The sequence below is a fragment of the Pedobacter xixiisoli genome (assembly GCF_900215335.1).
Classification (GTDB): domain Bacteria; phylum Bacteroidota; class Bacteroidia; order Sphingobacteriales; family Sphingobacteriaceae; genus Pedobacter; species Pedobacter xixiisoli.
Map to the genome: position 1 here is coordinate 1 of NZ_OCMT01000003.1, position 22,514 is coordinate 22,514.

General features: G+C 38.2%; 22 protein-coding genes. 8 read left to right on the plus strand and 14 right to left on the minus strand.

Going from position 1 to position 22,514, the window contains the following annotated elements; all coding sequences use genetic code 11:
- On the plus strand, positions 1-380 hold a 380-nt coding region (locus CRO54_RS21215), incomplete at its 5' end, for a hypothetical protein (RefSeq protein ID WP_179747343.1).
- Positions 381-630: 250 nt separating this feature from the next.
- Here the strand turns inward: CRO54_RS21215 and dapF are convergent.
- Positions 631-1,416 carry a diaminopimelate epimerase gene (gene dapF / locus CRO54_RS12220; RefSeq protein WP_097132365.1) on the minus strand — a complete coding sequence of 262 codons (786 nt, stop codon included), beginning with the start codon at positions 1,414-1,416 and terminating at the stop codon, positions 631-633.
- A 253-nt stretch (positions 1,417-1,669) separates the two neighbouring features.
- On the opposite strand from dapF, the gene CRO54_RS12225 reads away from it, so the two are divergent.
- On the plus strand, positions 1,670-3,217 hold the full coding sequence (locus tag CRO54_RS12225) for a trypsin-like peptidase domain-containing protein (RefSeq protein WP_097132366.1): 1,548 nt from the start codon (positions 1,670-1,672) through the stop codon (positions 3,215-3,217).
- A 298-nt stretch (positions 3,218-3,515) separates the two neighbouring features.
- On the opposite strand, the gene CRO54_RS12230 is transcribed toward CRO54_RS12225, so the two are convergent.
- Positions 3,516-4,466: a hypothetical protein gene (locus CRO54_RS12230; protein ID WP_097132367.1), complete on the minus strand. Its 951-nt coding sequence runs from the start codon at positions 4,464-4,466 to the stop codon at positions 3,516-3,518.
- Positions 4,453-5,133: an aspartyl/asparaginyl beta-hydroxylase domain-containing protein gene (locus CRO54_RS12235; RefSeq protein ID WP_171047896.1), complete on the minus strand. Its 681-nt coding sequence runs from the start codon at positions 5,131-5,133 to the stop codon at positions 4,453-4,455. Before CRO54_RS12235 ends, CRO54_RS12230 begins: the two co-directional genes overlap by 14 nt.
- Positions 5,134-5,235: 102 nt before the next feature.
- Between CRO54_RS12235 and CRO54_RS12240 the strand changes: the two genes are divergently transcribed.
- Positions 5,236-6,195, plus strand: coding sequence for a phytanoyl-CoA dioxygenase family protein (locus tag CRO54_RS12240; RefSeq protein ID WP_097132369.1), 960 nt, complete (start codon positions 5,236-5,238; stop codon positions 6,193-6,195).
- Between the two features lie 98 nt (positions 6,196-6,293).
- A complete protein-coding gene (locus CRO54_RS12245) occupies positions 6,294-6,998 on the plus strand; it encodes an SAM-dependent methyltransferase (protein ID WP_097132370.1) in 705 nt (234 codons plus the stop codon).
- 388 nt (positions 6,999-7,386) lie between these two features.
- On the opposite strand, the gene CRO54_RS12250 is transcribed toward CRO54_RS12245, so the two are convergent.
- From CRO54_RS12250 to CRO54_RS12260, 3 genes are all read right to left on the minus strand, one after another.
- Complete coding sequence (locus CRO54_RS12250) at positions 7,387-8,127, minus strand: DUF4197 domain-containing protein (protein WP_097132371.1); 741 nt, start codon at positions 8,125-8,127, stop codon at positions 7,387-7,389.
- A gap of 30 nt (positions 8,128-8,157) precedes the next feature.
- A complete protein-coding gene (locus CRO54_RS12255; protein WP_097132372.1) occupies positions 8,158-10,077 on the minus strand; it encodes a YfbK domain-containing protein in 1,920 nt (639 codons plus the stop codon).
- Between the two features lie 61 nt (positions 10,078-10,138).
- The gene (locus tag CRO54_RS12260; RefSeq protein ID WP_171047897.1) at positions 10,139-11,032 is read right to left on the minus strand and encodes a DUF4349 domain-containing protein; all 894 of its coding nucleotides are present in this window, start codon (positions 11,030-11,032) and stop codon (positions 10,139-10,141) included.
- Between the two features lie 174 nt (positions 11,033-11,206).
- On the opposite strand from CRO54_RS12260, the gene CRO54_RS12265 reads away from it, so the two are divergent.
- The 3 genes from CRO54_RS12265 to CRO54_RS12275 are packed head-to-tail and all read left to right on the plus strand — an operon-like array spanning position 11,207 to position 13,674.
- Positions 11,207-11,785 carry an RNA polymerase sigma factor gene (locus CRO54_RS12265; RefSeq protein ID WP_097133086.1) on the plus strand — a complete coding sequence of 193 codons (579 nt, stop codon included), beginning with the start codon at positions 11,207-11,209 and terminating at the stop codon, positions 11,783-11,785.
- The gene (locus CRO54_RS12270; protein ID WP_097132374.1) at positions 11,763-13,055 is read left to right on the plus strand and encodes an energy transducer TonB; all 1,293 of its coding nucleotides are present in this window, start codon (positions 11,763-11,765) and stop codon (positions 13,053-13,055) included. The genes CRO54_RS12265 and CRO54_RS12270 overlap by 23 nt, the downstream gene beginning before the upstream one ends.
- A 4-nt stretch (positions 13,056-13,059) precedes the next feature.
- On the plus strand, positions 13,060-13,674 hold the full coding sequence (locus CRO54_RS12275) for an FMN-binding negative transcriptional regulator (protein ID WP_097132375.1): 615 nt from the start codon (positions 13,060-13,062) through the stop codon (positions 13,672-13,674).
- Between the two features lie 147 nt (positions 13,675-13,821).
- On the opposite strand, the gene CRO54_RS12280 is transcribed toward CRO54_RS12275, so the two are convergent.
- Positions 13,822-15,249 carry an L-serine ammonia-lyase gene (locus CRO54_RS12280; RefSeq protein ID WP_097132376.1) on the minus strand — a complete coding sequence of 476 codons (1,428 nt, stop codon included), beginning with the start codon at positions 15,247-15,249 and terminating at the stop codon, positions 13,822-13,824.
- Between the two features lie 102 nt (positions 15,250-15,351).
- Between CRO54_RS12280 and CRO54_RS12285 the strand changes: the two genes are divergently transcribed.
- Positions 15,352-15,891, plus strand: coding sequence for an RDD family protein (locus CRO54_RS12285; protein ID WP_097132377.1), 540 nt, complete (start codon positions 15,352-15,354; stop codon positions 15,889-15,891).
- On the opposite strand, the gene CRO54_RS12290 is transcribed toward CRO54_RS12285, so the two are convergent.
- From CRO54_RS12290 to CRO54_RS12320, 7 genes are all read right to left on the minus strand, one after another.
- Positions 15,872-16,531 (minus strand): MgtC/SapB family protein, encoded by a 660-nt coding sequence (locus tag CRO54_RS12290; RefSeq protein ID WP_097132378.1) that lies wholly within the window; start codon positions 16,529-16,531, stop codon positions 15,872-15,874. The two genes, CRO54_RS12285 and CRO54_RS12290, sit on opposite strands and share 20 nt — an antisense overlap.
- Before the next feature lie 489 nt (positions 16,532-17,020).
- Positions 17,021-18,658, minus strand: a complete 1,638-nt coding sequence (gene groL / locus CRO54_RS12295) for a chaperonin GroEL (protein WP_097132379.1) — start codon at positions 18,656-18,658, stop codon at positions 17,021-17,023.
- 77 nt (positions 18,659-18,735) lie between these two features.
- A complete protein-coding gene (locus CRO54_RS12300; protein WP_097132380.1) occupies positions 18,736-19,014 on the minus strand; it encodes a co-chaperone GroES in 279 nt (92 codons plus the stop codon).
- Positions 19,015-19,577: 563 nt separating this feature from the next.
- Positions 19,578-19,988 carry a hypothetical protein gene (locus CRO54_RS12305; RefSeq protein WP_097132381.1) on the minus strand — a complete coding sequence of 137 codons (411 nt, stop codon included), beginning with the start codon at positions 19,986-19,988 and terminating at the stop codon, positions 19,578-19,580.
- 131 nt (positions 19,989-20,119) lie between these two features.
- Positions 20,120-20,482 (minus strand): preprotein translocase subunit SecG, encoded by a 363-nt coding sequence (secG, locus tag CRO54_RS12310; RefSeq protein ID WP_097132382.1) that lies wholly within the window; start codon positions 20,480-20,482, stop codon positions 20,120-20,122.
- Between the two features lie 14 nt (positions 20,483-20,496).
- Positions 20,497-21,879, minus strand: coding sequence for a hypothetical protein (locus CRO54_RS12315; protein WP_097132383.1), 1,383 nt, complete (start codon positions 21,877-21,879; stop codon positions 20,497-20,499).
- A 124-nt stretch (positions 21,880-22,003) separates the two neighbouring features.
- On the minus strand, positions 22,004-22,513 hold the full coding sequence (locus CRO54_RS12320; RefSeq protein WP_097132384.1) for an LptE family protein: 510 nt from the start codon (positions 22,511-22,513) through the stop codon (positions 22,004-22,006).
- Between the last annotated feature and the right edge of the window lies 1 nt (position 22,514).

A 22,514-nucleotide genomic window follows, 5' to 3' on the forward strand; every position in this document is an offset into this window, starting at 1 on the left:
AGGGACTCGACATTTCTATAGGTGTACTTTCAATAGCACAGAAGTTAAATCTTAGCCAGCAAGAAGCATTATTTTTAGAAAGCCGTCAGGATATATCTATGGCTATAACTAGTTATCTTTCTGATCAGCAGAATTCGCAAGAGGCAAAGGACTTTGCCAAATGGGCAGTGGGGTATTTGAAGGAGAACCCGAATTCATTTAACCAAGCATTCAAAGATCTCTTAAATGGTGTTTATAATGAAAATTCTCCAATTTACTTGCCGAGTGGCTTTAATGTAGAAGAAGATCAAGCATGGAATGAAATAGAAGATGAGGCTGGGATCATTGCATCTGAAATTTTTCAGCAAGGACTACCAAATAGTGACACCCAACTGGTTTAAGTCTTCCGCAGGGGGACTTAAATCTAACGATGAAACCGAAGACTTCGTCTGGTAATAGTAGAAGTTAGGAAATAATTAGCAAAAACAAGCAGGAGCTATATTTCGGTCTGGAGACCTTGGTTTATAAAGAAGATTTAAGTGATCTTTCAGAACACTTAAACCAGAGGGGTCCGCTTGTGCTAATTAGAAAAAAGGCTCAAATGAACGCTTGCGTCCATAGGAAAATTGAGGGGAGTTAAGTGTTTAGTTATTATAGATTTATCTCACCCTCAAAAACTTTCTCCGCTGGGCCGCATAAAAACACATCAGTAAATTTTTGGCCATCGTAACTGAAATTGATTTCCATATTTCCTCCTAATACAACTATTGGCGTAACCACCTGACCAATCTGATTTTGTTTTTTGGCCATCGCCATCGCCACCGCCGTTACACCAGTACCACAAGCATAAGTTTCATCTTCAACGCCACGTTCAAAAGTGCGTACAAAAAAGTGGTCTGGCTTTTTCTCCACAAAGTTTACATTAATACCATTGGTTTTATAGGTTTCGTTGTTACGAATATTATATCCTTCGGTGTATACGTCCATCGTTTCTAAACCTTCAACTTCTTTAACGTAATGCGGCGAACCTGTGTTTAACACAAAGGCTTCTTCATCATTATTAATGGTATCTACATCAATCATTTGTAGTTCTACCCAATTGCCTTCTGCTGAAATTTTGGCATAATGAGGGCCATCCACTGCCAAAAAATTAGTTTCAGTGTCAAAAATTCCTAAGTGCTTGGCGAAGGCTACAATGCATCTGCCACCATTGCCGCACATGCTGCCTACATTGCCATCGGCATTGTGGTAAACCATTTCAAAATCGTAACCATCACTATTTAGCAAGAACATTAAACCGTCGGCACCAATACCAAATCTACGGTCGCAAAGCTGCGCTACGGCTTTAGTATCAATGTTTTTTAAAGATGCTTCACGGTGGTCTATTAATATAAAATCGTTACCTGCACCTTGGTATTTATAAAATTTAATGTTCATATCTTGCTTAAAGTAAATTGTAACAAAGATGGTCTAAAAAAGTCAATAAGCTGTTACGATGGGCTTTAACATTTTTTAACACACATTTAGACGTTAATCTGATACAAATATCGTTCATATGGTATTAAATTTGGATAACAGAAACGTAAAAAGTAGTACGCCATAAAAAACATAACACACAATGGAAATGAAACCGTCAAGAATTTAGATACATGACAGCTTCATTACCTTTAAAAAACAAATAAATATGACAATGAAAAAAATAGGATTAATTGCTTTGGCTGCCTCTTTTATAGGTGGTGCAGCTGCAATTGGCGCCTATAAGTTATTAGAGCGCCCAACTGATAGTTTTACACTAGCAGATAGACAAAAGACGATGTTCGCTAGCAACGTAACAGGTGTTTCTTCTGCCGGAGCTCCTGATTTTGTACAGGCGGCGTCGGCGGTGTCTCCAGCAGTGGTACATATCAAAACAACTTACCAAGGCAAATCGAGCAGAGGTGGTGGCGGTATGGAAGATATGTTCGAGCAGTTCTTCGGTTTCGGCGGTGGTGGCGGAAGAGCTCAGCGTCAACCGCAGGCAGCTTCTGGTTCTGGAGTAATTTTAACGCCAGATGGTTATATCGTAACCAATAATCACGTAGTGGATAAAGCAGATAAAATCGAAGTTATTTTGTCGAACAGACGTAAAGTAACGGCTAGAGTAATCGGAAAAGATGCCAATACAGATTTAGCGTTAATTAAAGTTGATGCAACGGATTTACCTTACGTAAAAATGGGTAACTCGGATAACGTACAAGTTGGTGAGTGGGTATTGGCCGTAGGTTTCCCGTTAGATTTACAAACTACCGTAACTGCCGGTATTGTAAGTGCTAAAGCTCGTAACATCGGTATTTTAAACCGCGAAAGTGGTATGATGACCGAAGAAGAGTATGATGAATACAGAAGAACTGGTCAAAAACCTACAAGAACCAATAACTCTATTGAGTCATTTATTCAGACAGATGCTGCCATTAACCCAGGTAACAGCGGTGGTGCATTGGTAAATGCTGCTGGCGAGCTGGTAGGTATTAATGCGGCAATTGCATCGCAAAGCGGAAGAAACGAAGGTTATGGTTTTGCTATTCCCGTAAATTTGGCTAAGAAAATTCTGGAAGATTTCAAGAAATTCGGATCGGTTAAGCGTGGTTACATTGGAGTTAATTTTGTTGCTTTAGATGCAGACGTTGCCGATGAACTTAAGGTTAAGGAAAATACAGGTTTATATGTGAGCGATGTTTCTCCGAATGGGGCAGCAGCAGCAGCAGGTATTAAAACTGGCGATATCATTAAAAAAGTAGAAGGAATTGCGATTTATGATTCTCCTGATTTGCAAGAGCGTATTGGTCGTATGAGTCCAGGTGATAAAGTTGCTTTAACAGTACTTAAAGCTGATGGTTCTACTAAAAATATCAACGTAACTTTAAAAGGTGAAAGTTCTGTAGCCATTGCAAAAGCAGATGTTAGTAAATCTACTGGTGCTAGTATCGGCAAGTTAGGTGCAAGTTTTGCTCCGGCAACTGCTGCCCAAAAAGCTAAATATGGCATTAAAAGCGGAGTAGTGGTAACTGATGTGGTTGCAGGTCAATTGTTTGATTACTGGGGCGTTAAGAAAGGTCTAGTCATTACCAAAGTAAATGGTGTAGATGTAAATAGCGTTGCAGATATTGAGAAAGCATTGCCAACGTCTAGAGATGGTAGAACAACTATCGCTGGTGTTAGTGATGAAGGTTCGGTTACTTTCTCTTTTAACGGAAACTAATTACAACACACAATATAATTTAAAAGGGTACTCGTTTCGGGTATCCTTTTTTATGTTTAGAAGCACAGTGCCAGCTTGGCTTCGGTTAGCTCTATCCCGCTTTTGGCTTTAGTCCTCGGTTGCTTCGCTAAGGCACTAACGCTCTCACGCTCTCACTCTCGCTGCCCTGCGGGCTATCGCCTGCAATCTGGGCTATTTTACAACCCGTTCAGCTCACTATTTCCCTCACTTCTTACAGTTGCCTAAGCTTGAGTTAAAGCATTTATAGGTTTGGCAGTTAATGGTGAAATAAGTGGAGTTACGATAATTCTGTTATTTGTTTTAAAAGCATGTGGTAATGCTTAATCACTTCGCCATGCTTTATCTCATAATCAATTTTCTCATCTCCATTAAATACCACCGATGCATCTTTACTGTGTGTTCCTAGTCTCGATAGAATTGGCTCTGCCACTGAAGCTTCTTTGAGCACTTTTTCATAAAAGTCGAAGAGCATTTCTTTAACGCCAAAAGAATAGTCGTAGAAATAGTTTAAAAGATCCTTTTTTTGCAGTACATCAATATATTTAAGGTAAAAGTTGTCTATTACTAATTCTGTATAGCAGTTAAAATCTTGATAGTGTTTTTCTGTTACGTTAATTTTTAGCAGAGAAGGATTTACATAGCCAGGGATAGCATGTATACCTCTTCTTTTAATATGAGAAGTAACAATTGCCTCGGGTTCTCTACTTAGAAAATAAAAAGGTGTTTCGGGAAACCAATTGCGTAATTGCTCATAAAAATGAATGTGCCAGCTGTCTAATTTAATAAAGTACCTTTCGTAACTCGTTGTTCTGTTTTGCCCGTACCATGCAATAACTTTCTTAAATAGTTCTTGTATTTGTTCATCACTGATATGCTCATCAAATTCTTGCATCCTTAAAACTTGATCAAAAATGGGCGCTTCTGGCACAACAATGTGTTTCTCATCTACAGATAAAGCTTGTGATAAAAGCGTAGAACCACATCTGGAAACATGAAAAATAAAAGCATTGACAGGAACACTTTTTAAGGGTAGTGGTATATCTAGTAATACACTTACATTTGTGCAGGAAATATACCTATTTGAGCCTTTTTTTATTCTTAGCAAGCTCAGTGTATCATCAAAGAAAGGTTCATTAAAGTGATGTTCCCCGGCGTGTATCCACAAGCATTTCCAAGCGCCGTCTTCAAATTTTAAATCGTAGGGTAGCCAATGTTTAAGAAATTCCATATTCAGTTTTTAGTTTCTCTATTAAGTTGTTGGCTATTTCTGTTTGGTGAGTTTCTAATTGTGCAATTACCATTAAAACTTGTTCTATTGGCATTTTTTTTTCTGGAGCTTTGTAACCATATTTTTCGAAAAGCTGATCGCTCCATTCGTTACGTAAACAATCTATCACTAAGTGAATTCTAACAGTTTCTCCTCTATTTTTTACGCTGTGCTCCTTAGAAAAATCCATGTACCAGCAAGTTCCAGGCTGCAATCTATGGTTTTCGTTTTCCACAATAAAATCAACCTCGCTATTGGTTAAAATTGGAATGTGTATCCTGAAATTTCCATCTGCATAACTGCAACCAGGGTCTTTATGCGGCTTAATCTCACTTCCAGGGTATAAAGCTAAAAACCTAACCGTTTCTTTTTCACACTTCCAATCGGCTAAAACTGTTTTGATATAAGGTAGTTCTTCCAACAATGGTGTATCCTTAAAAGGCTCGTTGGTGTAATTGGCGAAAATGTCTGAAGTGGCTCCAGAAGCAGACCTCAAAGAAATGCTTTTCCAATCACCTTCGTAATCTTTAGTGTTGAAATGATTTACCCAATCACTGTTTAATGCAATTTGCAGTTCTTGTTCTAACTTGTGAACATCGTAAACGTTGTCGAATTTAATTGCGGCCAAAATGAGAAGTTGTTACGTTAAAATAATCGAGTTGATTTGCTAAATTAGGCAAGTCTTTAGACAATAGTACATCTTATTTTTATAAACGCTCAAATTCAATCCATGAATAATACTTTTGATGCTTTTCCTTTTTTGAGTTTTTATCGCTCTAAGAGAAATCCACATGCCCAGAAATCACAAAATGAAGCTGATTTTCAGGTATTAGAAAGGGTTTTTTTGAATACTTTCGAAGTAGGCTTGTTCGAAGTTTACGAGTTTCTCTATCAGCATTGCACTAGCGATTTACAGTTTGAGAATTGGTTAATTGATTTAAAGGGCAGAGCTTTCTATGAAAAGAAAAAGGCATTATTTAACGATTGGCACGAAAATAAACAAGACGTGGAGGATGACTTTTCTGATACAGCTATTTTAAGTGACGAGCAATTAAGTTTTTGGGAAGCAAATGGCTATCTGCAACTGAACGAATTTATTACGAAAGAAGATTGCGATGACGTGGTTGCGCTGATTTGTACAACGCTGGGGGTTGATTTAGAATCGCCGGCTACTTGGTACCCACAACATGAAATGCTACAAGGCCTAATGTTGCAGCTTTACCAGGGTGAACCGATTGAGAAAATAAGGCGTAATGAGAGGCTTTTTGCTGTTTTTGCTCAGCTATACGGTACTAAAAAGCTAATCGCTAATACTGAGAAAGTAAGTTATAATCCTCCTGAGACAGATAGTTTCCATTTTATGGGCAGCGCTTTGCATTGGGATATAGACTTTAATTTAGGGCCAAAATATTATATTCAGGGCTTGGTATATTTAAATGATGTGCCTGCAGATAGGGGTGCATTTTCGCTGGTACCTAGATTTCACAAAAAAATAGATGATGTTTTAACTGAAGAAAGTCCTGAAGTGGCAATAGCAAGAATAAAAGAAACCGAGAAGGTTGATTATTTAGCTGGTAAAAAAGGCGACTTGATTCTATGGTTGGAAAAGTTGCCACATGCAGCAACTGCCAATCGTTCTGATTTGCCAAGGTTTGTTCAATATGTAAGCTTTCTTAAACCGATTATATAAATGGATTACATAACGCAGTTAAAAAAATATAGTAAAGCAATATTAAAGAAGGGGGTTTTCACGAAGAATTAGCTCCTGCAATTACTGGTCTGTCGAATATGCTTTTTGAAATTACCCAAGTAGGTTCTGAATCTGATGAGGAAAGAAACCATATTCATACGGCAAATGGTAGTGCAATTGGCGTGTTTTGGGCAGCTCAATGTATCAAAGAAATCTTCAGAACTCAAAGATTTGTAAGAGGGTTGTTGGCTGATATCAAGGATGTTAGAAAGCTGAAAAGCAAAGAACCGGTACATGTCCTTTATGCTGGGACTGGTCCTTTTGCTACGCTGGCTTTACCGATTATGGCTTCATTATCGCCGCAAGAAGTTCAGTTTACGATGTTGGAGATTAACCCTAAAAGCTATGAACTGCTACAACAAGTTATAGCCGAATTCGGATTTGAAGCTTACGTATGCCATACAGAAATTACAGATGCCACTGGATGGAATGTTGGAGATAATCATATCGATATTGTGGTAAGCGAAACAATGAACAGAGCATTGATAAAGGAACCACAGGTTGGTATTATGCTAAATCTAGCGAGCCAACTTTCGGAATCTGTTATTTTTATTCCAGAAGAGATTACCGTTAGCCTACACCAAGAAGATGGTAATAGGGACTCTACAAAAATAGAAGACTTAATGGTTTTCAATAAATATTACATGTTCGATATCATTAAGAATAGCGATAAAGGAAATTGGAATTTTGAGGAGAAGATTTTAGATATCGCTATTTCGCCCAATTCTAAATTGCAATATTAAACGGAAATAAAAATATATGGAGACAATTTTCTCGGATGGAATAATAGTTCATTGAATCTTCCGGAAAGGCTGAAGACTACAGGGTTGTTAGGTCAGAAAAAAATCAGATTTAAATACTCAAGTCTTGAGGTACCAGGTTTTAAATGGGATAGTTTAAATTAACAGCTCAAACGAAATCTTCCCAAACAAAAATGGTCCCAATATGAAATCGGGACCATTTTTTTAAAATACTAGTTAACCTAATTTATGCTGTGCCTGCCCTCCGCGGATAGCCCACTCACAGGACTTTTTTATCTTTCAAAACGTTCTCTGTTTTTGTAATAACAAGCTAGCAAAAAATTGGTTTCATTCGTTTAAATTTTTATTAACAAATCAACAATTTTGTTGATTACTTTTTAGTGTCTGCATAGCCAAATACTTTTTGTAGCAAGCTAGAAGAACGAGCGCCGATATTGTCTCTAATCTTTAACTCTTCCTGCGCTACCTGTACAAACATACCTTCAATTGCTTTTTCGGCAACATATTGTGTTAAGTTGGTATTCACAGGTTTAACTAGAGGTATTTTATTATAAGCAGCTGCTGCATCCGTCCAGTATTTTGTTGCGCCAACTTTGCTTAGGCTATTGCTAATTACTGGCGAAAATCTTTCCATCAGCTGTGCTGTAGTTACTCTCTTAAAATAAGTGGTAGCTGCATCTTTATTTCCTAAAAGGATATTAGTTGCATCTGTAATGGTCATTTGCTTAATCGCACTTACAAAGATTGGCTTCGCTTCTTTTGCTGCATCTTCTGCTGCACGGTTCAAGCTTAAAATTACATTGTCAGCTAACGAATTTAAACCTACGCTACGCAAAGTCTTTTCTACTTTTTGAGCTTCCGTTGGAAACAAAATCTTAATGGCCATATTGCCAAAAAAACCATCCTTTGCCGAAAGTCTATCTGCACCAGCAGAAGTGCCAATTTCTAAAGCCTGTTTTAAAGCACTGCCAATTTCCAAACTAGTTGGCGTTCCTTTAGCTCCAGTAGCAACCTGACCTAAAATATTGCCAAGTTTACTTTGGCTTTGTGCATCGCAACCGCTAAAACATAAAGCCGATGCCGTTAATAAGAATAATCCTGTTCTCTTCATAAAGTATGGTAAATTAAGCTATGGCAGAGGTTAATCCTCTCTGCCTTTAGTAGCAAAATTACGTAAATCTTTCGCCATTAGCTGTGCCGATTTAGCTAATTTAACATATTCAGCTCGGTAGCCTTCTTTGTCGGTGCCTTTTGCCGCTTCGGCTAATGCAATAGCCTGTTCAAAAGTACTTTCCTGTACAAATTCCGATTGACGTAACAACATGCCAAACATCGCTACAGAAGAAGAAAACCTAAAGTTGTCGCTGGTTTTGCTCAGTTTGTCTTGGTAGGTATCGTTAACAGCTTCTTGTAGTAGTTTGCTTTTATCGCCATCAGGTTGTTTGTAGCGCATTTTAACAGTTAGCATTTCGTTAGTGTTGTTAGATGATGGAATGTTTTTGGGAACATTTTGATATTTGAGCGCATCAACACTTTTTACGAATTTGCTTTCTACGCCAACCGGAATGATTTCGTATAGGGCTGTAACCGTATGTCCGGCGCCCATTTCGCCAGCATCTTTCTTGTCATCGTTAAAATCTTCATTATTTAATAAACGATTTTCGTAGCCAATTAAACGATAAGCTTGTACTTTGGCAGGATTAAATTCTATCTGCAATTTCACGTCTTTCGCTACAGTAAATAAAGTGCCGCCAAACTCGTTAATCAATACTTTTCTAGCTTCGCTAATGTTGTCGATGTAAGCGTAGTTCCCATTACCTTTGTTGGCCAAAACTTCCATCTTGCTGTCTTTATAATTGCCCATGCCAAAACCAAGAACAGTTAAGAAAACGCCACTTTTACGTTTTTCTTCAATCAATGTTTGCATGTCACCATCACTACTTGCACCTACGTTAAAATCTCCATCGGTTGCCAAAATAATACGATTGTTGCCACCTTTGATAAAGTTTTCGCCAGCTACTTTGTAAGCTAGTTTAATGCCTGCACCACCTGCGGTAGAACCACCAGCACTTAGTTTGCTCAAAGCTTCTTTAATGGCTTGCTTATGATCGCCCGAGGTAGAAGGTAATACCAAGCCAGAACTGCCAGCATAAACTACAATAGCTACTCTGTCTTGGTCACGTAAATTATCTGTAAGTAAACGTAGGGAACTTATCAGTAAAGGCAGCTTGTTGTAAGATTCCATAGAACCAGAAACATCGATTAAGAAAACCAAATTAGAGGGTGGTAATTTTTCTGTTGGGATATTTTTTGCTTTTAAGCCAATGTGCACCAAACGATGTTGGTTGTTCCAAGGAGCGGTACCAATTTCAGTTACAATATTTACGGGGTCATCGCCTTTTGGCTGTGCGTAGTTATAATCGAAATAGTTAATCATTTCTTCAATACGAACCGCATCTTTGGGAGGTAAACCACCATTATTGATAAACCTGCGCATATTGCTGTAAGAAGCGGCATCAACATCTATAGAAAAAGTAGAAAGTGGAGCGTCAGTAGCTTTTTTGAAAGCATTCTCTGTAATGTGGGCATAGTTTTCGGTGTTTTGAGGAAATTGTTGTCTAATGCTACCTCCAAGTGCCAAACCAGCAGCTGAGCTGTGAATTACATTAGCCATAGGTGGTGCAACCATTGCCATATCTGCTACAACCCTTTGTCTTTTTTCCATTTTTACAGCTTTAGTAACGACTACTTCTTCTAAAGATCTGCCGTCGTCTTGTAAACTGATATTGATGATATCAGATTTACTAATAGCAATTTTTTTAGTTTTAAAACCTAAATTGGAGACTTGTAGATGTGTGTCTGTAGAAGGGATTTTAATTTTATACTTTCCATTCATATTAGTTGTTACAGAAGTTTTGCTAGGCAGACTTTTGATCAATGCACCTGGTAGGCTTAAGCCATCAGCAGCACTAATTACAGTGCCAGAAATTTCTTTAGTTGACGTAGCTTTGTATCCAAAAAATAGGAACAAAGTGATTATGGAAGTGATGAATGTTTTCATATTGGTTTAATTATAATGATAAATAATCTTCGATGAGCTCACTTGGCTCGGTCTAGGTTGGTTAGTTATTTGCTTTCTTAATTCTACGAGTTCTAATGATGCGTTTAATGATTAAATACAGCACAGAAATGATGATGAGATAAGGCCAAATGCTTATTGCCCATAACATAAAATCTACTATAGATTGCCAGCCCTGATTAATAGCCATTTTAGTTCTGGTTAAAAAGCCACTTTTGGGTTGTTCAATGTATTCTTTGTTTTTATATAGGCTGATGTTGAGCGTGCTAAATGCAACTTGGTCTGCTAAATATTTCAATCGCCCTTGTTGGCTGTCAATTTCTTCTTCTAGATTTCTGATGTTTTCTTCTATCGCCAAAATGTCTTTCACTGTTGCAGCTTTAGCGAGTATTTGTTTGTATCGTTGTAAATATTGGCGTTTGGTTATTAGTCTGGTTTCAATATCTACGTACTCTTCGGTAACATCTCTAGCTTGTATGTTTTTGCTCTCTATTTCGTCTTCTCCATTTTCTAAATTTGTAATCAGCTTTTCAAAATTTACTGCCGGAATTCGAATTTTAAGAGTGTAGGAAATAGATTGTTCGTTATTTTGCAAATCTTCACTTTCGTAATAAGCATTTAGTTTTTTTAACAGATTGTCGATTCCCTTTTTGCTATTACTAATGTTGTTGCTCTTTACTGTGATGTTGCCATCTTTAATGATTTTTTGTTTATCGACAGCGGTTTGCTGAGCAGTTGCTTTTGCGTTAGTTTCTAAACGATATTCCCCGCTTTTGCTGTCGGATGGAGCTGGTGCCATTACCATTTCAGCAACTTGATTTTCGTTATCGGTAGAAGTATTCACTTCATTTCTGCTTTCGGAATGTTGTTCTGATTTGGTGCTACATGAAAATAAAATTCCAATTAAGCAGCAGAGTATTAAAATTTTTGTTCTCATATCATAAATTTTTTGGTGGAAGATGGTTTTAGTTAAAAACTTGTCTCTCGGTCTCATAGCTTCCCTACTTTCGGACTTTTCGTTTTAAGGGTAGATGTAGCTATTCCTAATTTTCCATACCCATCTCGAAAAATATTTTTATACTTGAAGAAATTTAAGGCATTCCGAAGCGATTTGAAGTTTATCAAGAATACATCTGGCAAAAGAGAATTAGACGACCTCTCTTTAGTCGCAGCTTACCAAAATAGCGGCGATTTGGAGGTGTTAGGTGAACTTTATAATCGATACATGCACTTAGTTTACGGGGTTTGTTTCGGCTATTTTAAAGATGAAGAACAGAGCAAGGATGCGGTAATGCAAATTTTTGAAGAGCTGGTAAAGAAGTTACGCATTCATCAGGTTCAAAACTTTAAGAGCTGGCTGCATGTGCTTACCCGCAACCATTGTTTAATGGCGCTGCGTAAGTCGTCAAAAAATCCGACAGTAACACTTGAAGAAAATTTTGTGGAAAATGATGACTTTGTGCATCTAGATATCGACGACACAAAAGAAACTCAGCTAACCATCATGGAAAAGTGCATGGAAACCCTTTCGGAAGAACAACGAAAAAGCGTAGATTTATTCTATCTACAAGAAAAATGCTATAAAGAAGTTGCCGATATGACGGGGTATGACATCCTTAAAGTGAAGAGCTATATCCAAAATGGGAAGCGCAATTTGAAAATTTGTATTGAAAAGAACAGTGGGCAATAACGATTGGTTAGATATTGATGTACTGGACGATTACCTAGAAGGTAAACTCGGTGCCAGTATGATGCATAAGGTAGAGCGAATCTCGCTCGAAGACCCTTTTGTTGCCCAAGCTTTAGCTGGTTTAACCGAAGCTAAAAAGCGTAGCCAAACCTTATCTTTCTTACAAAAACAGTTGCAGGAGCGTGTAGCCGAAAAACCGGTAGAACGCAAAATGTGGCGCATGGCTTCGCATCGTTTGAGTATTGCAGCTACAGCAGCGGTACTTTTCTTAACGGTAAGTGTGTTGTTCTGGATGCGTGAAAAGCATAGGCAAGAGCAAGTCCAGCTGGCGGCTAATCAGCCGAAGAATATTGAGATTGATTTAAAAGAGGATGGAATAGCGGTAGTTCCTGCTGATACTTTGATTCAAACTAAACCAGAGGCATTGGCTGCAGACCCGAAAAAGGTAGAACAGGCTTTAAAGCAAACATTGGCTAAGGGAAATCAAGCAATAGCTAAAAATAATTATCCCAAAGACGAGGCGATTGCTGAAAGTCCATCTCTACAGCCTAGAGAGGCGATAAAAACTCGTTTAAAGAAAGAGGCAAGCGAAAGTCAGGTGATGGTTGGTGCACGTACTTCGGCACCTGCTCCTCCAGTTCAGGCTTTGGAAAGTAGGGTAGAGGGTATTCAGGTACAAACTTCTAATGCTAAATTGGTTAAGGGTGTTGTTTTGGATATTAATGGACGTCCAGTTCCAGGGGCCGAGATTAAAATGGTGGGTAATGATTTAAGAGCAATCACCAATATGAGTGGAGAATTTACCCTGCCTGCAGATAAACAAGGAGATAAGGTTGCTCTGGAAGTGGCTTCATTGGGTTTTGCAAAGAAAAATATTGAAGCGAAGACTAACGAACAAACAAATATCCGCTTAGAGGAGGATAAAACTGCACTGAACGAAGTGGTAGTGGTGGGTTACGGTGAAATGAAAAAGAAATCTGCGACTGCCGCAAAAGAAGCTACTGATGAAGTAATTATTGGCATTCCAGAGATGGGATGGAAAGCTTATAGTGATTATTTACAGAAGAATAATAAGTTGTATGTTGATGGGGCTAAAACTGTAACACTTGGCTTCAAGGTTTTACCTGATGGCTCGCCAAGTGATATTAAAGTGGTAAAATCTGAAGGAAAGGCGATGGATGAAGAAGCTGCTAGGTTACTTAAAAATGGCGGAAAGTGGAAATTGCCCATAGGTAAAACAAGTCAAACATCGATAAGCATTAAATTCTAGTTAAGTGTACAAAGTTGGTAGTTTTTTAGAAAAGGATATTGATAAACTGATTGCTTTTATTGAGGCTCATCCTTTTGCGGTTTTAATTGGTGCAAACCAAAATGTCCCATCTGCTACTCAAGTTCCCTTGCAGGTAAAAAAAGACGGCGATGTTGTAAAGTTAATAGGTCATGTAATGAGAAAGACAGACCATCATGAGGCTTTTGAGACCAACGAAAATATATTGGTGCTTTTTCATGGGGCGCATGCTTATGTAAGTGCATCTGTTTATGAAAATCCTGAATCAGCTTCTACTTGGAATTACAGTTCGGTACAGGCTAAGGGTAAAATTAAATTGTTAGATAACGACGAAACCAGAAAAGTTATTGAAGATTTGACCAATCAATATGAGGGGCATCATAGTCCGGCGGCGTTTCATCGCATGTCTGATGATTATATCAATAAACATTTAAAGGCCATTGCAGGTTTTGAGATTACGGTTACAGATTTAGAAGGCGTTTTCAAGCTGAGCCAAAACCATCCGCAAGTAAATAAGGAAGCTATCGTAAAGGAGTTGTCGCAGAGCGAAGATGTGCAAGCGCAGGAAGTTTCAAGGCAGATGAAGGATGGTTTGCAGTAACGTCCATAGATCTTTTTATTCCCGCGTAGGCGGGAATCCTAAAAAAATTTTACTTTCTATAGCATTAAGATCCCGAAATAAATTCGGGATGATGGAAATATTAAGCGGATATGCTCTGCGGTTTTTAATTTTGACTTTTAACTTCAATTAACACTCCGGCAAACTGATAGGGATATTTGTTGCCAAACCACCGTCAGAAGTTTCTTTGTATTTAGAGTTCATATCCAATGCGGTTTCCCACATGGTATTTACTACCGCATCTAAACTTACTTTTGCCTTATCAGGATTACTTTGCAATGCCAGTTGACTCGCGGTGATGGCCTTAATAGCGCCCATCGTGTTTCTTTCGATGCAGGGGATTTGTACCAAGCCACCAATAGGGTCGCAGGTTAAGCCCAAATGATGTTCCATGGCTATTTCTGCTGCCATTAATACTTGGCGTTGTGAGCCGCCTAAAACCTCAGTTAACGCCGCCGCGGCCATTGCTGATGATACGCCAATCTCTGCCTGACAACCGCCCATAGCTGCGGAAATGGTAGCACCTTTTTTGAAAATACTGCCTATCTCGCTTGCACAAGCGATAAACTGAATGATTTTATCTTCTGAATAACCATCGCAAAAGGTGATGAAGTACTGTAGTACAGCCGGAATTACACCCGAAGCACCATTAGTTGGAGCGGTAACCACTCTGCCGAAAGCGGCGTTTTCTTCGTTTACTGCTAAGGCAAAACAACTTACCCAATCTAAAATATAGTTGAAGCCCATTCCGCCGTTGCGAATTGCCGTCATCCAGCTATCATAATCTGTATAGGTTCGTTCTCCAATTAAGCGCTGATTTAATTTCGCAGCTCTACGGGCAACATCCAATCCGCCAGGTAAAAAACCAGCAGTATGGCAACCTCTGTAAATACATTCTTTAATCACTTTGAAATGCTGTAGAATACCTTTCTTTGTTTCGGCTTCTGGTCGCCAAGCAGATTCATTTTCCATTACTACCTCACTTACCTTTAAACCGGTAGATAAACACCAATGTAAAAGTTCGCTCGCTTTTTCTACAGGGAATGGTAAGTCAACCTGTTCTTTCTCAGAGCTATCTTGCCCTTCTTTTACCACAAAACCACCACCTATGCTGTAATACGTTTCAGATACAGCTTTTCCTGTAGATAACAATGCTTGAAAAGTAACCGCATTTGGATGAAAAGGAAGACTCTCGGAAAATAAGAAAATCAAATCTTCATCATAAGAAAAATCAATTTTGAAATGCCCTGCAAGTAGCAGTTTCTGTGTCTCTTTGATTTCGGCAACCGTACTGTCAATTGCATTTACATCAAAAGTAACTGGGTCTCCACCAGCTAAGCCTAGCAAAATTGCAATATCAGTTCCGTGCCCTTTGCCAGTTTTGGCCAAAGAACCATACAATAGAATTTTTACTTGCTCTACATCGGCCAATACGCCTTGTGCCGACAAGCTGTTGGTAAATTGCTGTGCAGCTCGCCAAGGGCCTAAGGTATGGGAACTAGATGGCCCAATTCCTATCTTAAAGATATCGAAAACTGAAATTTGTTCATTTGGCATATTACAAAGCTACGATTGTTTTGTGATTTAAATTGGTGAATAATGCTGTAAATTTTTATCTTCATCTTAACAAAAACCAATCAATTTTTTTAAAAAAAGACCATGCGCCAAACAAACTTCGACGAACAGATAGATTTAAATTATTGTAGAGCGAGTACAGGAAAAAGATTTGCCAATTATATCATCGACATGATTGTGTTCTATATTTTAGTTATTTTGCTAGGCATTGTAGTTGGCCTATTAAGACCGGACCTTTTCCTAGATGAAGAAGAAGGTACAGGTATTTTTGAACGTATTATATCATTGATATGTTATGGTCTACTCATGTTTATAATCGAAGCAGCATGTGGTGGAAAAACACTAGGTAAAGTTATTACACGTACTAAAGCGGTAAATATAGACGGTAGTGATATGAGTTTTCAAAAAGTATTTGTTCGTAATATTATCAGAAGTATTCCTTTTAACGCATTTAGTGCATTAGGAACACCTAGTGATCCTTGGCATGATAGATGGTCGGAGACTATGGTAATAGATGAAAAATTATTAGACCTACAACGTAGAAAGGAAATTTTCTATACAGAGCTTAGCGCAAAGGCAGAAAAGAATGAGCTATCTGTGGATTCTAAAAGTCAAACTCAATAATACTTTCATCTCGCAACATCGTTTCTACAAATTCATGGTGCTTCGCTGGACTACCGATTGCATCCCAAGTACCAGTAATAATACCGTTAGCTAGCTGGTGTTTACCACGGTTTGCTTTTAATTTGTGCTGTCTAAAAATAAGCTCGTAGTTGTCTAGATCTTTATTTTGATACTTTTTTGCAATGCGGTAAGTACGTTTGGTGAAACGATTTTCGGCAATGTTTTCTACATAAGGAAATACCAATAACGAAATCAGTACAACGCCCGTAACCCCAATAGCTTGGATAAAATAACCTGAACCAACAGCCATACCAATAGCGGCAACAATCCAAATTACACAGGCAGTAGTTAAGCCTTTTACTCTGTTTTCTTCTTTAAAAATTACGCCGGCTCCTAAAAAGCCAATCCCCGTTACAATGTTAGAGGCAATACGGTCGTGACTAACATCACCAATTTTAACAGAAAGTACGGTAAATAGGGCAGAGCCTAAACCAATCATGATCATGGTTTTTAAGCCAGCAGATTTGCTGCGGTATTCGCGTTCTGCGCCAATTAAGCCGCATAGAAAAATGGCTAGTAAAAATTTGTTTACTTCCGCAATGCTAAGGAATTGATTTCTATCTCCGAGTATTTCCCACATGGGTTAAATGTAGAAAGTTTTTTGATAGTCCGCAAGTGGATTTAGTTGGGAAGTCCGCAAGCTTTCGTAGCTGAGAAGTCTAAAGTGGGTGAAAGCTAAGTTAAGCACTATTTTGGCCCCCCGTTGGAGAGGGGTAGGGGGAGGAATTGGGTTTGTTAACTAGCCCGGATTGAAGCGGAAATACTTTTTGAGTGCTGGTAAAACCTCATAGGTTTAATAGGCGTTATTTATAGTAAACCTATGAGGTTTGTGTAGAGGAACAAAAAGATTACAGCGAAAAGCCGGACTGGCGGAAGATAGCAGTAGGAAAATTGCGCTTCTAAAATAAAGATTTCTCCACTCGCTACGCTGCGGTCGAAATGACGAAAAGAAAAAAATCCCTCAAAACTTGCGCCTTGAGGGATTTTTTTATAAGGTTAGAGACTAAAGGAGAAAGCTTAAAGCGTTTGCAATTTCTTTAGTCTTTCAGCTTTGTGCTTTTAGCCTAGACTACATCATGCCGCCCATGCCGCCGCCGCCCATTGGTGGGTGCGAGTGACCCGCATCTGCTTCTGGCTCATCTGCCAAAACAACTTCTGTAGTTAACAACATTGCTGCAATTGAAGCTGCGTTTTCTAATGCTACACGAGATACCTTAGTTGGGTCGATAACACCAGCACCAATTAAGTTTTCGTAAACATCGGTACGAGCATTGTAACCGAAATCTGCAGTACCTTCTTTCACTTTTTGCACTACGATAGAACCTTCGATACCTGCATTTTCACAGATTTGACGCAATGGCTCTTCGATAGCACGTTTCACGATAGCGATACCAGTAGTTTCGTCTTCGTTAGATCCTTTCAAGTCAGCTAAAGCCTCTACCGCACGGATGAAAGCAACACCACCACCAGCAACAATACCTTCTTCTACAGCTGCACGAGTTGCGTGTAAAGCATCATCAACACGGTCTTTTTTCTCTTTCATCTCCACTTCTGAAGCAGCACCTACGTAAAGTACAGCAACACCACCAGAAAGTTTAGCTAAACGCTCTTGTAATTTTTCTTTATCGTAGTCAGATGTAGTAGTTTCAATTTGAGCTTTGATTTGACCAACACGAGCTTTGATGTCTTCTGACTGACCAGCACCATTGATTACAGTAGTGTTGTCTTTGTCGATTACTACTTTTTCTGCAGTACCTAGGTAAGTTAAATCAGCATTTTCTAATTTATAACCTCTTTCTTCAGAAATTACAGTTCCGCCAGTTAAGATAGCGATGTCTTCTAACATTGCTTTTCTTCTATCGCCAAAACCTGGTGCTTTAACAGCAGCAACTTTCAGAGAACCACGGATCTTATTCACTACCAAAGTAGCTAAAGCTTCGCCATCTAAATCTTCAGCAATAATTAAAAGCGGTTTACCAGTTTGAACAGTTTTTTCTAATACTGGCAACAATTCTTTCATGTTGCTAATTTTCTTATCGTAGATTAAAATGTAAGGAGAATCTAATTCAGCTTCCATTTTATCAGCGTTGGTTACAAAGTATGGAGAAAGGTAACCTCTGTCGAATTGCATACCTTCTACAGTTTTTACTTCTGTTTCAGTACCTTTTGCTTCTTCTACAGTAATTACACCATCTTTACCAACTTTTTGCATTGCTTCTGCAATTAAAGAACCAATAACTTCGTCGTTATTAGCAGAAATTGAAGCAACTTGTTTGATTTTGTTGTTGTCATCACCAACTGCTTGAGATTGAGTTCTTAAGTTCTCTACTACAGCGGTAACTGCTTTGTCGATACCACGTTTCAAATCCATTGGGTTTGCACCAGCAGCTACGTTTTTAATACCTGCAGTTACAATTGCTTGCGCCAATACAGTTGCAGTTGTAGTTCCATCACCTGCAATATCTGCAGTTTTAGAAGCTACTTCTTTCACCATTTGAGCACCCATGTTTTCAATTGGGTCTTTTAAATCGATTTCTTTAGCTACCGTTACACCATCTTTAGTAATTGCTGGTGAACCGAATTTTTTATCGATAATTACGTTACGTCCTTTTGGACCTAAAGTTACTTTTACTGCATTTGCTAACGTATCTACACCTCTTTTCAGTGCGTCACGTGCTTCAACGTTATATTTTACTTGTTTTGCCATTGTTTTAATGAGATTTGATAATGTGAAGATTTGATGATTAGCTAATTAACTAATTATCAAATCTGCTAATTTTAATATTATCCAATTACCGCGTAAATATCAGCTTCACGCATAATTAAATACTCTTTTCCTTCGTGAGATACGTCAGTACCAGCAAATTTGCCGTAAAGTACCACATCGCCAACTTTTACAGTCATTGGTTCATCTTTTTTACCAGCGCCAACAGCAACTACAGTTCCTTGTTGAGGTTTTTCTTTAGCAGTATCAGGGATATAGATACCAGAAGCTGTTTTTTCTTCGGCAGGCGCAGCTTCTACTACGATTCTGTCTCCAATTGGTTTTAAATTTAAAGCCATAACTCTAATAATATTTATTTTGATTTAAAATTTTTATTTTGATACTTAAGCGTTATCAGTTATTATGCCAATAGGTTTTAGCTTGACAAATTTTCACGGCTTTGTCAGTTGGCTCAAATATAGGCTAATTTTTGGTGTCAGACTGACAGGGAAACTACTGGTTTAATAATGCATAGGTTGATTTCTTGAAGCGCAGTTATAGCTGCATCAATCTTCGTTAGTCCCGCTTTACGGCTGTAGTCCTCAGTCGTTTTGCCCATGCTCTTCCAAATGCTCACACTTCTTCCGGGCTGCCGCCTTTAATCGGGGCTATTTAACAAACTTTAAAGCGTGTATGTCCCGTTTCCATAAAGTCGCAAATAGTATCTACGCTTCTTCATGCTAAATTTATTTCAGCATCGGCTTTACACATTAATTTATGAAAAGTTAGCAAGCAAAACAAATGCGGAGTTCGATTCAGACTTACGAAGTTTTTAAAACTTCGTAAGTCTAAGAAGACCTGCACCAAACAAAAAAAAAGCTCCTTGGCGGTTAACCAAGGAGCTTTTGTTAAAAGGAACTAATTAGTCTTTATTAAAAGTCATTTCTGATTTGTAAACATAAGTAGTGTTCCCAATAACGTCAGTTCCTTCTGAAGTTATCACAAATTCCTTTTTTGAATTCCAGCGTAGTTGGTTGGTTTCTTCTTCACCATTGTTGCTTTTTATTGTGATTGAATTTCCAGTTGCCGTGAATGTTCCATTATCATCCAATTCGCCATCTTCGTAAACACTAATTTTATTCCCATCAAAAACAACATATAAATCTCCTTTTTCATAAGTTTCATTATGTTCGCTGGTTTTTGTTCCGTTAGTACTTTCAACAAAGTACGCTTTGGTCAAATTCCACCTTCCTTGCAGCTTATCTTCAGGGTCTTTCTTACATGCCGTTAGAGAGGCAACAGCAACAAATAAAATTAGTAACGCTTTTTTCATCCTTATAAGTTTTTGGCAAATATATTTCACTTGTAATAGTTATACAATACTTAAAAATGAGTATTTATAACAATAAAAAAGCTCCTTGGCAGTTAACCAAGGAGCTTATATTTATATTTTATCTGTTATTTCTATTTTTTAGTAGTATCAGCAGTTGCTGGAGCTGCAGCAGGTGTTGCAGATTTAGTTGGTAGGCCGCTTCCAATTGGAGAAGGAGCCGCTGTTTTATTAATGTGGTCATCAATTTTAGAACCAGTTCCGCTAGCTGTACCGTTTTTACCCATTGCTGTAATTGCTAACGAGAAAACCACGATTAAAGCTAATAAAACCCAAGTTCCTTTTTCTAATACATCACCTGTACGTTGTACGCCAAACATGTTACTGCTTGCACCACCAGTAGCTAAACCGCCACCTTTAGGGTTTTGGATTAAAATGAAAAGAGCTAATGCAACACATGCAATCACCAATAAAACAATAAGTAGGGTAGTCGCCATTTTGTATAATAATTTTAAATTTTCTTTTCTAAAGATTGTATAAGGTCGGCAAAGTAACCACTTTTTTCTGGAAATTTCAAACTTAATTTTTGATAAGTGTCTATCGCCTTGTGATAAAGCATTTGCTCGATATAAATTTGTGCCAATGTTTCTGATACCACATCATTCGAATCTTCAGCACTTCGCTTTGCTTTATTCTCGTTATTGATTTGATCGGGCTTGAGCGCCTTTATTTGAGGGTCGTTCTTAATGAAGTTGTCGATAATTGAATCTTCTTTAGTTGTTGGTAGGGAAGTAGTTGCTACTTCTTCTATTAGCTCTAAAGGTGCTTGTATATGGAATATATGTTCTACATATTGCTGCTGTAATGGTTGTGCATTAGCAGCTACCGGAGAAGCGAAAGGTCTGAAAATCTGTTCGTGGTCTTTACGGGTTTTGGCTAGCCACCATAAAAATGTGAATGGCAGTTGGTCATCATCATATTTACTTACGATGTGTTCTGCAGGGATGTCAATGCTGGCTGCAGGCGCTGTGTCAAGTTCATTTACTTCAGTTTCTTCAACTTCTGGTACTGTCGTTGTTTCCGTGCTGAAACTTCTATCAAAAGCAAAGAAATCTGTCGCAGCCACGGTCTCAATAACCAATTCTTCATCTTCTTCAACAGTGTTTTGGTCCACGATAACTTCTTCAGCTTCTTCTAACTTATGAATAGCTGGAATTTCTTCCGCAATTTCAAATACTTCTGGCTTCAGACTATTTTCAGGTGGAGCAATAAATTCGTTAATTTCTTCAAAAACCTCTTGTTCATCCGCTTCAGGAGTCGTTTGAGCTATTTGCTCTACTTCACAAACTTTGATGATTTCACTTTGTAAAGGCTCTAAATTCTCAATTTCCGGAAGAACGAAGTCTTGTAGGAAAGTAGGTGGAACAGATTTAAGCTCTTCCTCGTCAAAGACTTTATTTTCTTCCAGAGTTTCAACTAAAATTACCTCATCAGCTAAAGGTTCCAGGTTTTCTATTTCTGGCGGCTCTGTTGAGCTTTCTACAGGAGTAGCTTCAGTTTTTGAAATGATTTGTTCGGTTGGGGCAGCTTCAGCAGCATTACTAACGGTCCAAGGCTCGTAAGTAATTACGTTAATGTCTTCAATAACATCAAGGTTTTGCTCATGAATAACACGGTGTAAAATACTGCCATTGGTATATAATGCAGCAGTAGTAAAAGCTTTATCCTTGATTTCAGTTTTGGTGCTGGCTTTAGCCAACAGTAAATATAGTGGTTGGTAATATGGAAAAGTTTTGATGAGTTCCTGCAATAAAGGAATATGTTCTTGTATAGCCAAACTCGGCTTAACAAGTAGTTTTTCCAATTGTTGCTTCTTCTCTAAATTCAACTCCATTGCGCTAAGTTAATAATTGAAATATAATTTCCATTGGTACAACATCGTTTTTAGTCTGAATAGCGCTGTCATGATATTGTTTTTTGGAGATTAATTCTGTTTTCGTAGGTGACTTATGATAGATTTACCATTGCGCAAAAGCACGGTTGAAAATGTTTTCGGTCAGCTTCATGTTTACTTCTCTAATTACAATTAGTTCTTGCGCTTGTAGGTTTCCCGATAATGTAAAATCTTGGAAAGCGGTAAAACTTTCATCGAAACTGCTCTTTACTTTTCCTGTATCTAAGTTGTTGGTATACTTCACTTGAACAGTAATTGTTAGCCTATTACCGCCAGCTGTGGGTTGTCTATTATCACCAAACGCAATTGGAGCAATAGAATAGCCTGTAATCCGTCCTTCTATTGTTGCATCTGCCTCGTTTTGCGTAATACTCAATCTACTCTGTGTACGGATACGTTCTTTCAACGCTTCGGTAAAAGTTTGGGCTAATGTAGGTACAACCAAAGGAGCAGTGTTTTCGAAAAACCTTACGTTAAGGGTCTTCATTGTTGGCGGAATAGACGCTCCGTTAAACTTATAGCTGCAACCAGCAAAGGCTAGAAATACTGCTAAAACAAAAAATATTTTCTTCATT

Bases quoted from the DNA above. Each gene is read 5' to 3' on its own strand.
- CRO54_RS12240 (WP_097132369.1), top strand. From the start codon at position 5,236: ATGAATAATACTTTTGATGCTTTTCCTTTTTTGAGTTTTTATCGCTCT.
- dapF (WP_097132365.1), bottom strand. From the start codon at position 1,416: ATGAACATTAAATTTTATAAATACCAAGGTGCAGGTAACGATTTTATA.
- CRO54_RS12250 (WP_097132371.1), bottom strand. From the start codon at position 8,127: ATGAAGAGAACAGGATTATTCTTATTAACGGCATCGGCTTTATGTTTT.
- CRO54_RS12285 (WP_097132377.1), top strand. From the start codon at position 15,352: ATGCGCCAAACAAACTTCGACGAACAGATAGATTTAAATTATTGTAGA.
- CRO54_RS12305 (WP_097132381.1), bottom strand. From the start codon at position 19,988: ATGAAAAAAGCGTTACTAATTTTATTTGTTGCTGTTGCCTCTCTAACG.
- CRO54_RS12245 (WP_097132370.1), top strand. From the start codon at position 6,294: ATGCTTTTTGAAATTACCCAAGTAGGTTCTGAATCTGATGAGGAAAGA.
- CRO54_RS12315 (WP_097132383.1), bottom strand. From the start codon at position 21,879: ATGGAGTTGAATTTAGAGAAGAAGCAACAATTGGAAAAACTACTTGTT.
- secG (WP_097132382.1), bottom strand. From the start codon at position 20,482: ATGGCGACTACCCTACTTATTGTTTTATTGGTGATTGCATGTGTTGCA.
- CRO54_RS12230 (WP_097132367.1), bottom strand. From the start codon at position 4,466: ATGGAATTTCTTAAACATTGGCTACCCTACGATTTAAAATTTGAAGAC.
- CRO54_RS12225 (WP_097132366.1), top strand. From the start codon at position 1,670: ATGAAAAAAATAGGATTAATTGCTTTGGCTGCCTCTTTTATAGGTGGT.
- CRO54_RS12290 (WP_097132378.1), bottom strand. From the start codon at position 16,531: ATGTGGGAAATACTCGGAGATAGAAATCAATTCCTTAGCATTGCGGAA.
- CRO54_RS12320 (WP_097132384.1), bottom strand. From the start codon at position 22,513: ATGAAGAAAATATTTTTTGTTTTAGCAGTATTTCTAGCCTTTGCTGGT.
- CRO54_RS12280 (WP_097132376.1), bottom strand. From the start codon at position 15,249: ATGCCAAATGAACAAATTTCAGTTTTCGATATCTTTAAGATAGGAATT.
- groL (WP_097132379.1), bottom strand. From the start codon at position 18,658: ATGGCAAAACAAGTAAAATATAACGTTGAAGCACGTGACGCACTGAAA.
- CRO54_RS12260 (WP_171047897.1), bottom strand. From the start codon at position 11,032: ATGAGAACAAAAATTTTAATACTCTGCTGCTTAATTGGAATTTTATTT.
- CRO54_RS12255 (WP_097132372.1), bottom strand. From the start codon at position 10,077: ATGAAAACATTCATCACTTCCATAATCACTTTGTTCCTATTTTTTGGA.
- CRO54_RS12300 (WP_097132380.1), bottom strand. From the start codon at position 19,014: ATGGCTTTAAATTTAAAACCAATTGGAGACAGAATCGTAGTAGAAGCT.